Origin of the sequence: Brachybacterium sp. Z12, from assembly GCF_014400405.1 — a bacterium.
GTDB lineage: Bacteria > Actinomycetota > Actinomycetes > Actinomycetales > Dermabacteraceae > Brachybacterium.
On record NZ_CP060496.1, the window covers coordinates 1,589,162 to 1,603,845 of the forward strand.

Sequence of the window (14,684 nt, forward strand, 5' to 3'; positions counted from 1 at the left end):
ACGCAACGGGCCTGAGCGGCCGTGTGCGTCACCGGGGATCAGAAGATCCTCCAGTTGAAGTCGACCGGGACTGCATGGCCGGAGTTCCCGAGCGTCATGATCGGATCGAGCATGTACACGATGAAGAACAGCACGACCCAGACCACATCCACGAAGTGCCAGTAGTACGAGATGCAGATCGCGGAGACCTGCTCATGGGCCGTGAACTGATCCGCCGCGTAGGCCCGCATGAGGACCATCAGGAAGGCGATCAGGCCGCCGATCACGTGAATGCCGTGGAAGCCGGTGGAGAGGTAAAACACCGAGCTGAAGGGCGAGGATGACATCGTCACGCCGTGGTGGACGAGCTCGGCGTACTCGTACGCCTGACCGGACACGAAAATCGCGCCGAGGATGAAGGTGAGCGTGTACCACTCGATCATCCCCCAGCCGGCGATGTTGAAGATCGAGCCCTCACGGCGCTTTCGCGGAGTGAAGGTGGCACCGTTGGGCCACCGGCCCTCGGCGATGTAGACGCCGATCTGACAGGTCACGGAGCTGAACACAAGGATCGAGGTGTTCAGCAGCGCGAAACCATGGGTGAAGTTCGACTGACCTTCGGAGAAGGTGTCCGGCGCCATCGAGCGCAGGGTGAACAACATGGCGAACAGGCCGCCGAAGAACATCAACTCGCTGGCAAGCCAGACGAGGGTGCCGATCTGCGTCGGGTTCGGGCGGCCGACCGCTGGGGTGGCAGCGGGGGCTGAGCGCTCAGGCAAGGTCGCAGTAGTCACGTCACCATTATGTCGTGTCGTCAGATTCGGTGTGCCGGTACACGACGACCGGGCACATCGCGGGGCCTGCGCCCCGGGCGGACCGGGCCATCATATCTCTCCTGACGTCGTGTCACGAACCCAGACACGCATCGATAGCCCCAGGTGGTCCGCCATGTGCGGGGCCGTGACCGTTCCGTGATCCGCACCGTGATCAGGTCGACGATCAGCGGTGTGCAGATGCGATGATCGGAGCATGAACGAGAACACCCCAACCTGGTCCAGGATCACGGCGCAGCTCGTGCGCGGCGAGGAGCTCGACGGTCCTGCGGCGTCGTGGGCGATGGACGAGGTCATGTCGGGGAACGCGACTCCGGTGCAGCTGGCGGGCTTCCTCGTCGCGCTGCAGTCCAAGGGTGTCACCAGCACGGAGCTCGAGGCACTGGCCGATTCGATGATCGAACATGCCCGCGCGGTGGACGCGCCCGCGCAGGCGATCGACATCGTCGGGACCGGTGGCGACCTCGCGCAGACCGTGAACATCTCCACCATGGCATCCGTGGTGATCGCCGCCACGGGGCGGACCGTGGTGAAGCACGGCAACCGTGCCTCGACCTCGAAATCCGGTTCGGCGGACGTGCTGGAGGCCCTCGGCATCCGCCTGGACCTGCCGGTGTCTCAGGTCGAGGAGCTGGTGAGCCGTATCGGCATGACTTTCCTCTTCGCCCAGGTCTTCCACCCCTCGATGAAATATGCGGCGGAGGCGCGACGGGGTCTGGGGATCCCCACGGTGATGAACATCCTGGGACCGATCACGAACCCCGCTCGCCCGCGGGCGAGCGCCGTGGGTGTCGCCGATCCGACGATCGCTCCCACGGTGGCCGGTGTCTTCGCCTCACGGGGGACCAGTGCGCTGGTCTTCCGCGGCCAGGACGGGCTGGATGAGCTGACGGTCACTGCTCCCTCCGACATCTGGGAGGTGCGGGGAGGCGAGGTCCGACGGCATGTGCTGGACCCCGCTGTGCTGGTGGACGTCCCGCGCAGCGGGCATGACTCGCTGCGGGGAGGGACCGCAGAGGAGAACGCCCAGGTGGCGCGCGACCTCTACGCGGGACTCCGCCACGGCAGGATGGGACCGATCCGCGACGCGGTGCTGCTCAACGCCGCCGCAGGTGTCGTCGCGTTCGACGGGATCGGTCAGCCGGCAGAGGACGGATTCGAAGAGCGTTTCGTCGCTGCGTTCGATGAGGTCGTGAACACGCTCGATTCAGGTCGACCCGCCGAGCTGATCAACCGTTGGGCCGCAGCCTCGCAGGACGCCTTCGAACGGCAGGGCTGAGGAACGGATCGGGCCTCCGGCCCGGATCGACAGGAAGCCCCCGACCACCGGTCGGGGGCTTCCTGCATATGACGGGCACGGCCCGGCTCCGGGAGGTTCAGCCGTCGATGCCCAGATCGAACGCAGCATCCATATCCTGCTTCGAGTAGGTCTTGAAGGCGATGTTCGTGGTCGTGTCCAGCACCCCGTCCACCTTGCTCAGCGAATCGGCGATGACCGTGGCGAGGTCCTCGTGCGCCCGCACGCGCGCCACCGCGATCAGATCCACATCGCCGGTGACGGAGTAGACCTGCTCGATGCCGTCGATGTCCACGACCGCCTGAGCGACCTCGGGGATGCGGCTGGGCTCGACGACGATCGAGACGATGGCGGTGATCATGGCTTCTCCTTCGACAGGGCGCCGGGCGCGCCGGGACGTTGACCCGAGCCTATGCCGCCTCCTGGCCCCCGGTCCGTGCGAAGCGCCGAGCGAGGTGCTCTTGATCGAAGCGGGCGCGGGCAGGGACCTGCCAGGTCCCGTCGACGAGCACTGTGCGCATGCCCTCGCTCTCCAGCCAGCCCAGAATGATCTCGGCCTCCTGGTGGTAGCCCTGGCAGAGCGGTGCGGCCAGCTCAGCCTCCCCGGTCCCGGTCAGGGCCAGAGAACGTGCGAACGGAAGGGGATCCTTGTGCGCCGGCACCAGGGTGGTCCCGGAGTAGCGCCCGTGCCGCACCGCGAGCAGCTCCCATCCACGGCCTCCGATGACGGCCTCGGTGCTGGGTCGGGCGGCGATGAGCAGCGGCACCGCAGCGAGCGCCCGGAGGCGAGATGCGCGATGCGCTGCGGAGAGATAGGTCAGCGCGAGCTTGCGCAGCTTCTCCGCGTCTTCGTAGCGCCCGGCATCGACGTGGGCGCGGAGACGGGCCGCGACATGGTCGAGCACCTCGCGCGGGTCATCATCGACCATGGCCCGTCGGAGGCGCCCGCGATGGCTGTGCAGCGATGCGGGTGCGCCGCCCCGCGCCCCGGCCTCGAGCGACGCGCCGCGCCCCAGGATCGCATCGGTGAGCAGGCCTCGCAGCGGCTCGACATCGTGACGGGAGGTGAGCGGACCGATCTGGGCGGAGCCGTCGGCCTCGGACCGTGCCAGCCGTGCGGCCCGCAGGCCCTGCGAATCCGAGCCGAGTCGCAGCCAGTGGGCCTTGTCGGGGGTGAGACCGTGTCGATTCGAGGGCGGCTTCTCCTGCGCGATGATCCTCAGCTCCCGCACCCGCGCCTCGGTGGGAGTGGCGCACTCGATCACGCCGATCGATTCCGCGCGGGGAAGCATGTCGAGGACCTTGCGGCGGGTCTCCGCGGCCGTGAAGTAGGTGCGGACCCGCGAGCGCAGGTTGCGTGAGGTCCCGACGTAGAGGACAGCGCCCTGGGCGTCGAGGAACCGGTAGACGCCCGGTACGGCGGGGATCTGCGCGGCCAGATGCTTCTTGCGCAGCTGGGCGGGGCTCGCCCGGCGATGGGCGCCGCTGAGGTCCTCGAGCGTGGAGGCGCCCGTCGGCCCGAGCCGTTCGATGATCGCGTGGAGGACGTCGACGGTGGCGCGGGCATCGGACAGCGCCCGGTGATCCGGGGTGATGCTCGCCCCGACGTGTGCGGCGAGGGTGGAGAGCTTGTGGTCACGGACCTCGTCCCGGCGGAACACGGCCCGCGCGAGCGTGAGGGTGTCCAGCACCCGGGGCTTCGTCCATGCGATCTCGCAGGCCGCCGCCTGGGTGCTGAGGAAGGAGATGTCGAAGCGGGCGTTGTGCGCGACCAGCGCAGCATCGCCCACGAAGTCCAGGAACATCGGCAGCACTGTGCGGATGGAGGGTGCGCCGGCCACGGAGGCGTCCGTGATCCCGGTCAGCGAGGCGATGTAGGCAGGGATCGGTCTCTCGGGGTCGACGAAGGAGCGGAACTCCCCGAGCACCTCGCCACCGCGGACCTTCACGGCACCGATCTCGGTGATTGCGTCTCCTGCGGGATCCGTGCCGGTGGTCTCGAGGTCCACCACTACCAGCGTGGCTTCGGCCAGCGGGGTCCCGAGATCGTCGAAGCTCAGCTGGCGGCGTGCAGACATGGCCGAAGCGTACGACGCGGCCCCGACGCTCGAACCGGAGCGGCGCGGTGCGCGCTCGTGTCGACCGTCGGGGCCGCTGCGGCGGCCCTCAGGGGGTCAGCTGGCCGGCTTCTGGCCGGCGTAGATCTTCTCGATGACCTGGGCCATGTCCTTGACCACGACGTTGCGCTTGAGCTTCAACGAAGGGGTGAGGTAGCCGTTCTCCTCGGTGAAATCCGAATCGATGACCTCGAAGGCGCGGATCGACTCGGCGCGCGAGACCGTGCTGTTCGCGCGGTCCACGACCGTCTGCAGCTCGGCGCGGACTCGGTCGTCCTGCGCGGCCTGCGCCACGTCCATGTCCGGCCGGCAGGCCGTTGTTCTTCAGCCAGGTGCCGAGCATCTCGGCATCCAGCGTGAGGATCGCGGCCACGAAGGGCTTCTGGTCACCGATCACCACGCACTGGCTGACCAGCGGATGGGAGCGCAGCTGATCCTCGAGCTGAGCGGGGAGACGTTCTTGCCCCCGGCGGTGACGATGACCTCCTTGCGGCGCCCGGTGATCGTGAGGTTGCCTTCCTCGTCCAGGGCGCCCAGGTCGCCGGTGCTGAACCAGCCGTCGGTCATCGATTCTTCGGTGGCCTCGGGGTTGTTGTGGTAGCCCTTGAAGACCATCACTCCCTTGACCAGGATCTCGCCATTCTCGTCGATAGCCACCGTGGAGCCCGGCAGCGGCGGCCCGACCGTCCCCGGACGCACGTCCCAGGGCAGGTTCACGCTGATCGGCGCCGTGGTCTCGGTGAGGCCGTAGCCCTCGAGGATGGTCACGCCGATGCCCCGGAAGAAGTGGGACAGCCGGGCGCCCAGCGGTGCGCCGCCGGAGACCGCCCACTGGACCTGGCCGCCCATCGCCTCGCGCAGCTTTCCGTAGACCAGCTTGTCGAACAGGGCGTGCTTGGCCTTGAGGGTGAAGGGGATCTTCCCGGCCGAGAGTGCCTTGGAATACGCGGTCGCGGTCTGGGAGGCGGCGGTGAAGATCTTGCCCTTGCCGCCCGCGACCGCCTTGGCCTCGGAGCCGTTGTAGACCTTCTCGAAGACGCGGGGGACCGCCAGCAGGAAGGTCGGCTTGAACGCGGCGAGATCGCCCAGCAGATTCTTGGTGTCCGGGGTGAACGCGGTGGTGACCGGCCAGGAGGCGGCGAGGACGGTGATCAGGCGCGCGAACACGTGTGCCAGCGGCAGGAACATCAGCAGCCGTGAACCGGGCGGCAGCACCTGCTCGCCGAGGAGGTTCAGGGCGCTGCGGGTGGTGTCCACGAAGTTGGCGTGCGTCAGCGCCGCGCCCTTGGGCCGGCCGGTGGTGCCGGAGGTGTAGATGATGGTCGCGATGTCGTCCAGACGCCGCGAGGTGCGTCGCTCCTCGAGGTCCTCGTCGCTGATGTCGGCCCCACGGGTCTTCAGCTCGTCGAGGATGCCGTCATCCAGCACGCCGATGTGCAACAGCTCGGGCAGGTCGCCCCGGACCGACTCCATGTCCTCCTTGTGGCGCGTGGACTCCACGACTGCGAACTTCGCCGCGGAATCGGAGGCGATCCACTGGATCTGGTTGGGGGAGGAGGTCTCGTAGATCGGGACGCTGACGCCACCCGCCCACCAGACCGCCCAGTCCATGAGCGCCCACTCGTAGCGGGTGCGGGACAGGATCGCGACCACATCGCCGGATGCGACGCCCGAGGCGATCAGGCCCTTCGCGACCCGCTTCGCCTCGTCGATGAAGTCGGCGGTGCTCACCGGGGTGTAGGAGCCATCAGCCTGGAGCAACTCATAGATCGGCACCGACGGATTCGAGCGAAGCCTGCCGAGCAGGAGGTCCGTCGTGTTCTCGTCGGGACGGCTCTCATGCTGCGGTGGGGAGGTGAACTGCTTCATCGAATCTCCTTCGATCCGGCCAGTGGCGTGAAGTCGGCGTACCGGACGCCTGCCCGGAAGCGCTGGTGGGGTCGGTGCGATTCTACGGCAGAAGGCGCTTACGATGGGCCATGACAGGCAGGTGAGCGGGCCGAAGCATCGCGGGGACCGGGATGATCGTCGCTCGCAGCATCGCAGAGGCGGACAGGAACGGCATGCTCTCTATCGGAGTGGACATCGGCGGCACGAAGATCGCGGCGGGGGTGGTCAACGAATCGGGCGAGATCATCGCTGCGACCACGCGCACCACCCCGGCTACGGACGCCGCCCTGATCGAAGCGGCCGTCGGCGACGCCGTTGCGGAGCTGCGAGCGCAGCACGAGGTCGTGGGCGTCGGAGTGGGGGCTGCCGGATTCGTGAGCGCGGATCGACGCACCGTGAAGTTCGCAGCCAATCTCGCCTGGCGTCAGCACCCGCTGGCGGACGAGCTCGAGCGTCTGACCGGCCTGCCGGTGATCATCGAGAACGATGCCAATGCCGCCGGCTGGGCCGAGTACCGGTTCGGCGCTGCGACCGAGGCGTCGCACATGCTGATGGCCACCGTCGGCACCGGGCTCGGCGGTGCGATCGTGCTGGACGGACAGCTGGTCCGCGGCAGCGGCGGGTTCGCCGGCGAGGTCGCGCACATGATCGCCGTCCCGGACGGACAGTGGTGCGGCTGCGGTCGCCGCGGCTGCCTGGAGCAGTACACCGCCGGCACCGCCATGGTGCGCACGGCGAAGAGCCGCGCTTCTGCAGGCGATCCGCTGCTGGGCCCGCTGGTGCAGGCCGCCGGCGGCGACAGGGAGGAGATCGACGGGCCGCTGATCACGCGCCTCGCTCAGCAGGGCGACCCCGGCTCCCGCGAGCTGATCGCTGAGATCGGTGCCTGGCTCGGCATGGGCATGGCCTCGATCGCGAGCCTGCTGGACCCGGAGATCATCGTGGTGGGCGGGGGGTCGCCGCCGCTGGCGACCTGCTGCTCGATCCCGCGAGGGAGACCTACGCCAAGAACCTCACCGCTCGCTCCCACCGAGAGCTGGCACCTTTCGTGGTCGCGAGCATGGGGAACCGCGCCGGGATCGTCGGGGCCGCGGACCTCGCACGCTGAGCAGGGGCCGCGCCTCGCAGTTCTGTTCCCTGCGGTGCATGGGCTCGCAGCTCAGACCTGGGCCCCGTTGTCGTCTTCATCTCGAGGCTCTCGCGGCGCGCGCAGCAGGAGAGCGACCGTCCCGCCAAGCGCGGCGAGCCCGCCGACCCAGCCGAGGAAGCTGGGCAGTGTGGGGGTCACCGTGACCACGAGCATCATCACGAAGCCTCCCAGCAGCGCAGTCCAGGACCACAGCGCGGACTCCGATGCTTCTGGCAGATCGGGATCCGGAGGCTCGAAGTCCCCATAGATCACCTCGTCGTCATCGAGCTCCCGCGGGCCGGCGGCACCGCGGAGCCCAGCGGTGGGATCGTTGAGACGGGCGGCCGGGTGCGCCGCACGGGAACGGGCGATCGACTCGGGGCTCGGCGGGTCGTTCGGGGAGTCGGCGCTGAAGGACCAGAGGGAGTCTTCCTCCGTTCCGCGTGGGCGATCGTGCTCCTCGTCGGGGGAGGGATGATCCGCCGCCGCAGGTTCGCGCGGCGCCTCTCCGGGGCGCACCACCAGACCCTCTCCCTCGAGCATCCTGGCGAACTCCGCATCCACGTCCCGAGGGTCGGGAGCTTGACCTCGTTCAGAGGGCATCATCGACCTCCAGGGCTTGGGACATGACGAGCGAGGAATCGGGCGGAGCTGTCGAACAGCAGCTGGGCGTCATGGTCCAGCGGTGCCAGGTGATAGCTGTGGGGCATCGCCAAGCGCTCCACCGAGCCCCTCACCCCGGCGGCGACGATGTCGCTGTCGGAGGGAGGGACGGTGTGGTCCACGCTGGAGGTGGCCAGCAGCAGCGGCACCTGCACCGCACCCAGCTCCCGCCTGGTGCGCCGGAAGAGTCGATGCAGCTGCGCGACGGCACGCACCGGCATCCTCCCGTACGCCTCTTCCGCGGCGCCGGGCAGGGCGATGTCGGAGCCGATCCCCGGCAGCGTGCGCACCACCGGTGCGATGAGCCCGGCCACGCCCGCAGCGGCCGGCAGAGTCATCCCCGGGTTCACCGCCACCACGGCCGCGATGCGCCCCTGCAGATCGGAGTCCGCGGCGAGGGCGAGAGTGAGCGCGCCGCCCATCGACAGGCCGCCGACGGCGATCGGACCATGGTCCTCGGAGAGGTCCAGCGCCGCCTCGCGCACGCATTCGTACCAGTCCTGCCAGGTGGTGCCGGCGAGATCGTCCTCCGTCGTGCCGTGACCGGGCAGGAGCGGGAGCTCGACCGCCCATCCGCGCGCGGCATGATCCTCGGCCCAAGGCCTCATCGACTGGGGAGAGCCGGTGAACCCATGGCACAGGAGCAGACCGCCGCGCGGGTTAGAGTGTCCCCGCGCGCGCCAGGGAAGGGACAGTTCGCTGAACGCCATGTGTACATCGTCGCATCTGTCCGCACCCTCCTCATCCGCGCGCATCCGCCGCCGCTTCCCGCAGCCCTCACCCAGGAGTCCGCCCCGTGCTGTACGAGATCGCCAAACCCTTCGTCATGGGGGTGGTGAGGGTGCTGTGGAACCCCACAATCAGCGGTGCCGAGAACATCCCGGACCATGGCCCCGTGATCCTCGCATCGAACCACCAGGCCTACTCCGACACCGTTTTCCTCCCCGGCCAGGTGCGCCGCAGCGTCCACTTCCTCGGCAAGTCCGACATCTTCGTGGCCCGATCCCCATTGACCCGGGTGGTGGCTGCGGTGATGCGGGGCCTGCGCGTGATGCCGGTGGACCGCAGCGGCGGCAGCGCGTCGAGGTCCGCGATCGAGGCGGGCCTCGCCGTACTCGAACAGGGAGAGGTGCTGGGCATCTACCCCGAAGGGACGCGGAGCCCGGACGGCCGGCTCTACCGGGGCAAGACAGGGGTCGCCCGTTTCGCGCTGGCCACCGGTGCGCCGGTCATCCCCGTCGCGATGCTCGGAGCCTTCGAGGCCCAGCGGGGACGGAAGATCTTCCCGCATCGCACGCCGCGGATCCACGCCGTCGTCGGCGAGCCGCTGGCGGTCGCGGAGATCGTGGCTGCACTCGAAGGAGCCGAAGAGGCGAAGGTCCTGCGAGCGGTGACCGACGCGCTGATGGACCGCATCCAGTCCCTCTCCGGCCAGGAGCGTTCGGACGAGTACGCGAGCGTCCAGAAGAAGCGGATGCGCCAGGCGCAGGGACGCCCTGCGGGATCGCCGGAGTCCGACGCGGCCGTCTGAGGGACCGGCCAGTGGGATCGACGCTCCGCGAGAGCGGCGGACTGGATACGCTGTACGGGTGACTCAATTCAGCCCCGATGCCCCCGCCCGCGCTCACGCCTTCACCCTGTCCTCGGCCGATGACGGCCTGGCGGCACTCGGCGCGTGGCGCGAGTATCCGCGTGTGCAGCAGCCGGTATGGCCCGACGAGGGCGAACGCGCGAAGGCCTTTGATGATCTGCGCTCCGCTCCGCCGCTGGTCTTCGCCGGCGAGGTGGACGTGCTGCGGGACCGCATCGCCGCTGCCGCGCGAGGTGAGGCCTTCCTCCTCGCCGGGGGCGATTGCGCGGAGACCTTCGCCGACTCCACCGCCGATCGCATCCGCAACAAGATCCGCACCATCCTGCAGATGGCGGCCGTGCTCACCTACGGCGCCTCGGTGCCCGTGGTCAAGATGGGCCGGATGGCGGGCCAGTTCGCCAAGCCGCGTTCCGCGGATGAGGAGACCATCGACGGGGTCACCCTGCCGACCTACCGGGGCGACGCCGTCAACGAGTTCGCCTTCACCCCCGAATCTCGGATCCCGGATCCGAAGCGCCTGTGGAAGACCTACACCACCAGCGCCACGACCCTGAACCTGCTGCGTGCCTTCACCGGCGGCGGATTCGCCGACCTGCGGGAGGTGCACTCCTGGAACCGCGGCTTCACCTCCGGGGCGGGCTACGACCGCTACGAGGAGCTCGCCGGGCAGATCGACAAGGCCATCCGCTTCATGGACGCCATCGGTGCGGACTTCGACGCGCTGAAGGTCGTGGAGTTCTACGCCTCCCACGAGGCGCTGCTGCTCGATTACGAGGAGGCGCTGTCGCGGATCGACTCCCGCACGGGGAGATCTACGGCTGCTCCGGCCACTTCCTCTGGATCGGCGAGCGCACCCGGCAGCTCGACGGAGCGCACGTGGACTTCATGGCGCGCCTGCGCAACCCGATCGGGGTGAAGCTCGGGCCGACCGCGACCGTCGACGACGCGCTGCGGCTCATCGACAAGCTCGATCCCGACCGCGAGCCGGGCCGGCTGACCTTCATCACGCGTATGGGCGCCGGGAAGATCCGTGACCGCCTGCCCGCCCTGGTCGAGGGTGTGCGCGACTCCGGTGCGCAGGTCGCCTGGGTGACCGATCCGATGCACGGCAACACCATCACCTCGTCCAACGGGTACAAGACCCGCCGCTTCGAGGACATCCTGGACGAGGTCGTCGGCTTCTTCGAGGTCCACCAGGCGCTCGGGACCATCCCCGCGGGCCTGCACATGGAGCTCACCGGCGACGATGTCACCGAGATCCTCGGCGGCGCCGGCTCGATCGACGAGGAGGGGCTGACCCGCCGCTACGAGACCCTTGTGGATCCCCGGCTGAACCATCAGCAGTCGCTCGAGCTCTCCTTCCTGGTCGCGGAGATGCTCTCGCGCCGCTGAGCGCGCACATGACGATGCCGGCGTCCTCCCCACCAGGGAGGGCGCCGGCATCGTCGTGCCAGGGCTGTGTCAGAACACTTTGATCGTGATGGTGGAGCCCTTCTCGAGCTCCTCACCCGCGGTCGCCGACTGCTCGTAGACCAGGCCGAAGACCGGCTCGCCCTTGTCGTGCACCACGTCCACTGCGAAGCCGGCGCTCTCGAGCGCTGCCTTCGCCTCGGCCTCCGGCTGACGGAAGACGTCCGGGACGTTCACCATCTCCGGGCCGAGGGAGGTGACGAGGTGGACAGTGTCGCCGCGGAAGAGCGATCCGGAGGACGGCGACTGGGAGATGACGGCGCCGCGCGGCACGCTGCCGGAATGGGCCTGGGAGCTGGTGACCTCGAACCCGGCTCCTTCGAGCGCCGCGCGCGCGGCGCTGCCGGTGCTGCCGGTCTGGTCCGCCACGGTGATCGGCTGGCGTCCCTGGGAGACCACGACAGCGACCTCCCCGCCGAGGGGCAGGGCATCCGCCGGCGCGGACTGCGAGATGACCTCGCCTGCGGGCACGGTCTCCGAGTATTCCGGAGCGGCTTCGACGAGCACCAGGCCCAGTCCTTCGATCTCTGCACGGGCATCCTCGAGCTCGCTGCCCACCAGCTCGGGCACAGGGAACGTCTGCTCGCCCTTGGACACGAGGACCTGGACGTCAGCCCCCTTCTTCACCGAGGTGCCGGTGCCGGGCGAGGCGGAGATCACATGACCGGCGGGGACCGTGTCGTCGAACTGCTCTTCGGTGCGCACGGTGAGGTCGGCAGCATTCAGCGCCGCTTCGGCATCGGCGAGCGTGCTGCCGGTGACCAGGGGGATCGTCCGATCGGCCCCGGGCCCGGTGTTCAGGTACCAGTCACCACCGGTCCAGGCGCCCGCGCCCAGGGCGGCGACCAGACTCAGTGCGGCCAGCAGCGCCATCGGACGGGAACGCCGGTGGGTGCCGTGGGGGAGGTGGCGGCCTCGAGGGGTGCGCGGTGACCGCATCACGACCACGCGCGGCGGCTCATCGACTGCTTCGGGCGTGCCGTCCTCGTCCGTCCTTGACTCTGCGTGGGCGTCGGGGTCACCCGAGTCGGGGGCGGTCTGCGCGTTGTCCGCTCCGGTATCGAGATCGTCGCCGGGGGCGAGGAGAGCGGCGGGGAAGGCGCGCGGGCCGTGCTCGAGCTCGGAGGCGACCTCGTCCAGCGACGTGGTCAGCCTCGGCACGTCGGAGGTGTCGGTGTCCTCGAGGGGTTGGGGCCGGGAGTCGAGCACGGCGGGCGACAGTGTCGTGGACAGCTCCTGCACAGCCCGGAGAAGATCCGTGGCGGAAGCGGGCCGCTGCTCGACACGGCGCGCTGCGGCCCAGGTCACCAGGGAGTCGAGTTCGCGCGGGATGCCGGAGACCAGCGTGGAGGGGGCCGGGATGTCCTCGTGGACGTGCTGGAAGGCGACATGGACCGGCTGTTCGCCGAGGAATGGCTGGCGACCCGTGAGCATCTCGAACAGCACGACGCCGAGTGAGTACAGGTCGCTGCGCTCATCTGCGTGGCCCCGGGTGACCACTTCGGGGCTGATGTACGCCACGGTGCCCAGCAGGGTCGCGCTCGCGGAGGAGTTGTTCGAACCGATCGCCCGGGCGAGGCCGAAATCGGCGACCTTCACCAGCTCGCTGTGGTCGATGAGGATGTTCTCGGGCTTGATGTCCCGGTGGACGATCCCTGCCTGGTGCGCGGCGACCAGCGCCTCGAGCACCTGGGCGGTGACCGCGAGGCTCTCGCGGACCGTGAGCCGTTCCTGGTCGACGATGCGGGCACGCAGGGTCTGACCCTCCACCAGCTCCATCGCCAGATAGATGCGGTCCTCGTCCTCGCCCTGGTCGAACACGCCCACGACATTGCGGTGCGCCAGGCGCGCGGCCGAGCGGGCCTCCCTGCCGAAGCGACGACGGAAATCCTCATCCATCGCGAGGTGGGGGTGCATGATCTTCAACGCCACGACCCGGTCCAGACGCTCGTCGTGGCCGCGATGCACCGTCGCCATTCCGCCGCGCGCTATCGGCTCCTCGACCCGGTAACGGTCGTCGAGGAGCTGGCTGATGCCGGGGAAGTCGACGTAGCCGAACTCACCCCTTCAATCTAGGCGGACACTCGCCGAAGAACCTGGACCGACACACGGAGCGCGCCTCGGCAAGTGGGCGGTGACACCTCGGCGCGTGCCGTGCGGGAGGTGCGCCTGGGAACCAGGCGTGGCACCCTGGTGCTGTGGACGAACTCGACACCCTCATCTCCGACTGGCTCAACCTCCCCGACGTCGCCGAGCGACTGGATGTGGAGGTCTCGCGCGTGCGGCGCCTCATAGAGGAAGGGCAGATGATCTCGGTGCGCCGCGGTGATCCCGTGGTGCGGATGGTTCCGGCTCTGATGCTCACCGATGGTGCGATCACACCGCATCTCGGTGGCACCATCACCGTCCTGCGCGACGGCGGATTCGACGACGAAGAAGTCCTGGCCTGGCTGTTCACCGAGGACGAGTCCCTTCCCGGGCGGCCGATCGACCAGCTTCGCCGTGGCCAGCGCGGAGAGGTCCGGCGGCGAGCGCTCGCGCTCGCCCTCTGACCCCTTCCCGCGCGGTGGCTCACGCGGGCAGCGAATCCACGTCGGTGGCGAGATCGGCGAGCGATCCGAGCCCTGCTCGTCCCGGGTCGCCGATGTCCTGAGCGTCGGCGAGCAGCTGGCGCGCGCGGGACGCTCGCTCACGGACCTCCTGTGCCACCGAGGCTACGGCCCCGGTGGACACCATCAGCTCGTGAACCGCGGCGACCTGCGATTCCTCCGCGTCGGCGCGACCGATGACCGCGCCCAGCAGCTCCCTGCCGCGGGCGTCGGTCGCCTTCTCGGCGCGTGCGAGAAGCACCGTGCGCTTGCCCTCGACGATGTCACCACCGATCGGCTTGCCGGTCTCGTCCTGGTCGCCGACCACGCTGAGCAGATCGTCCCGCAGCTGGAACGCGGTACCCACCTCGACCGCCCACGCAGAGAGGGTCTCCAGGACGGCGTCCTGGGCTCCCATCAGCGCGGCGCCGATGCGCACAGGCCGCAGCACCGTGTAGGGCACCGTCTTCCAACGGATCACCGACAGCGCGGACAGCTCGGCATCCGGTGAAGAGGCGTAGCCGCCCGCCTGGTGGAGGATGTCGAGATACTGGCCCGACATCACCTCGGTGCGCAGGGCGTCGAACTCAACGCGTGCCCGCAGAGCGACAGTCGGCTCCGCCTGCACTCCGGCGGCCATCTGCTCGCCCCAACTGAGCGCGAGGTCTCCCAGCACGATCGCGGTCGCGACGCCGTACTCCTCGGACGACCCGACCAAGCCGGACTCACGGTGGTGCTGCTCCGCCTGCACGTGCAGGGCCGGCCGCCCGCGGCGCATCGGCGAGTGATCGATGACGTCGTCGTGCATCAGCGCGGCCGCCTGGATCAGCTCGATCGCGGCGCCGTAGCGGGCGAGAGCATCCACCTCCGCCGGCTCAGGCACCCGAGCGAGCGCCGCGACACCGCCCCAGAAGCAGAAGCGCGGACGCAGCAGCTTCCCGCCCTCGAGGTATCCGGCGAGCGCATCGACCAGGGCGCCCGTCTCCGGGGAGATCTCCTCGAGGCGCCGCTGATGGTCGGCGAGCTCGGAGCGGGTGACCTCGGCGACCTGAGCCACGAAGCGCTCGTCGAGCTCGCGCAAGCGGTCGCTGATGGGCGAGGTGGAAGGAGGGAGCATCGGGAACGTC

General features: G+C 69.3%; 10 protein-coding genes and 3 pseudogenes. 5 read left to right on the plus strand and 8 right to left on the minus strand.

The window, feature by feature from the left end:
- Positions 1–38: 38 nt before the first annotated feature.
- Positions 39–773 (minus strand): heme-copper oxidase subunit III, encoded by a 735-nt coding sequence (locus H3H54_RS08470; RefSeq protein WP_262426246.1) that lies wholly within the window; start codon positions 771–773, stop codon positions 39–41.
- Positions 774–1,008: 235 nt separating this feature from the next.
- On the opposite strand from H3H54_RS08470, the gene trpD reads away from it, so the two are divergent.
- The gene (trpD, locus tag H3H54_RS08475) at positions 1,009–2,091 is read left to right on the plus strand and encodes an anthranilate phosphoribosyltransferase (RefSeq protein ID WP_262426247.1); all 1,083 of its coding nucleotides are present in this window, start codon (positions 1,009–1,011) and stop codon (positions 2,089–2,091) included.
- Positions 2,092–2,188: 97 nt separating this feature from the next.
- Here the strand turns inward: trpD and H3H54_RS08480 are convergent, their stop codons facing one another.
- The 3 genes and pseudogenes from H3H54_RS08480 to H3H54_RS08490 all read right to left on the minus strand — a co-directional run bounded on the left by H3H54_RS08480 (position 2,189) and on the right by H3H54_RS08490 (position 6,095).
- Positions 2,189–2,470 (minus strand): Lrp/AsnC family transcriptional regulator, encoded by a 282-nt coding sequence (locus H3H54_RS08480; RefSeq protein ID WP_262426248.1) that lies wholly within the window; start codon positions 2,468–2,470, stop codon positions 2,189–2,191.
- A gap of 49 nt (positions 2,471–2,519) precedes the next feature.
- The gene (locus tag H3H54_RS08485; RefSeq protein ID WP_262426249.1) at positions 2,520–4,187 is read right to left on the minus strand and encodes a DEDD exonuclease domain-containing protein; all 1,668 of its coding nucleotides are present in this window, start codon (positions 4,185–4,187) and stop codon (positions 2,520–2,522) included.
- A gap of 96 nt (positions 4,188–4,283) precedes the next feature.
- Positions 4,284–6,095, minus strand: a pseudogene (locus H3H54_RS08490) (AMP-dependent synthetase/ligase).
- Between the two features lie 194 nt (positions 6,096–6,289).
- Here H3H54_RS08490 and H3H54_RS08495 point away from each other — a divergent pair.
- Positions 6,290–7,224: pseudogene (locus tag H3H54_RS08495) on the plus strand (ROK family glucokinase).
- A 51-nt stretch (positions 7,225–7,275) separates the two neighbouring features.
- On the opposite strand, the gene H3H54_RS08500 reads toward H3H54_RS08495, so the two are convergent.
- Positions 7,276–7,809 carry a hypothetical protein gene (locus tag H3H54_RS08500; RefSeq protein WP_262426250.1) on the minus strand — a complete coding sequence of 178 codons (534 nt, stop codon included), beginning with the start codon at positions 7,807–7,809 and terminating at the stop codon, positions 7,276–7,278.
- Between the two features lie 38 nt (positions 7,810–7,847).
- Entirely contained in the window at positions 7,848–8,663 is an 816-nt protein-coding gene (locus H3H54_RS08505; protein ID WP_316249177.1) for an alpha/beta fold hydrolase, read from the minus strand.
- 41 nt (positions 8,664–8,704) lie between these two features.
- Between H3H54_RS08505 and H3H54_RS08510 the strand changes: the two genes are divergently transcribed.
- Together H3H54_RS08510 and H3H54_RS08515 are read left to right on the plus strand one after the other, a co-directional pair.
- Positions 8,705–9,439 (plus strand): 1-acyl-sn-glycerol-3-phosphate acyltransferase, encoded by a 735-nt coding sequence (locus tag H3H54_RS08510; RefSeq protein WP_262426252.1) that lies wholly within the window; start codon positions 8,705–8,707, stop codon positions 9,437–9,439.
- A gap of 106 nt (positions 9,440–9,545) precedes the next feature.
- A pseudogene (locus tag H3H54_RS08515) lies at positions 9,546–10,891 on the plus strand (class II 3-deoxy-7-phosphoheptulonate synthase).
- A 69-nt stretch (positions 10,892–10,960) separates the two neighbouring features.
- On the opposite strand, the gene pknB reads toward H3H54_RS08515, so the two are convergent.
- On the minus strand, positions 10,961–12,946 hold the full coding sequence (gene pknB, locus H3H54_RS08520; protein WP_262426253.1) for a Stk1 family PASTA domain-containing Ser/Thr kinase: 1,986 nt from the start codon (positions 12,944–12,946) through the stop codon (positions 10,961–10,963).
- Between the two features lie 221 nt (positions 12,947–13,167).
- Between pknB and H3H54_RS08525 the strand changes: the two genes are divergently transcribed.
- On the plus strand, positions 13,168–13,521 hold the full coding sequence (locus H3H54_RS08525; RefSeq protein ID WP_262426254.1) for an Rv2175c family DNA-binding protein: 354 nt from the start codon (positions 13,168–13,170) through the stop codon (positions 13,519–13,521).
- 19 nt (positions 13,522–13,540) lie between these two features.
- Here H3H54_RS08525 and H3H54_RS08530 read toward each other — a convergent pair whose 3' ends face one another.
- Positions 13,541–14,674 carry a polyprenyl synthetase family protein gene (locus H3H54_RS08530; protein ID WP_262426255.1) on the minus strand — a complete coding sequence of 378 codons (1,134 nt, stop codon included), beginning with the start codon at positions 14,672–14,674 and terminating at the stop codon, positions 13,541–13,543.
- Positions 14,675–14,684 lie beyond the last annotated feature (10 nt).

What these genes read in the sequence shown, in the direction of transcription:
- H3H54_RS08505 (WP_316249177.1), bottom strand. Translation starts at nt 8,663, where the DNA reads ATGCGCGCGGATGAGGAGGGTGCGGACAGATGCGACGATGTACACATG.
- H3H54_RS08530 (WP_262426255.1), bottom strand. Translation starts at nt 14,674, where the DNA reads ATGCTCCCTCCTTCCACCTCGCCCATCAGCGACCGCTTGCGCGAGCTC.
- H3H54_RS08480 (WP_262426248.1), bottom strand. Translation starts at nt 2,470, where the DNA reads ATGATCACCGCCATCGTCTCGATCGTCGTCGAGCCCAGCCGCATCCCC.
- H3H54_RS08485 (WP_262426249.1), bottom strand. Translation starts at nt 4,187, where the DNA reads ATGTCTGCACGCCGCCAGCTGAGCTTCGACGATCTCGGGACCCCGCTG.
- pknB (WP_262426253.1), bottom strand. Translation starts at nt 12,946, where the DNA reads ATGGCGACGGTGCATCGCGGCCACGACGAGCGTCTGGACCGGGTCGTG.
- trpD (WP_262426247.1), top strand. Translation starts at nt 1,009, where the DNA reads ATGAACGAGAACACCCCAACCTGGTCCAGGATCACGGCGCAGCTCGTG.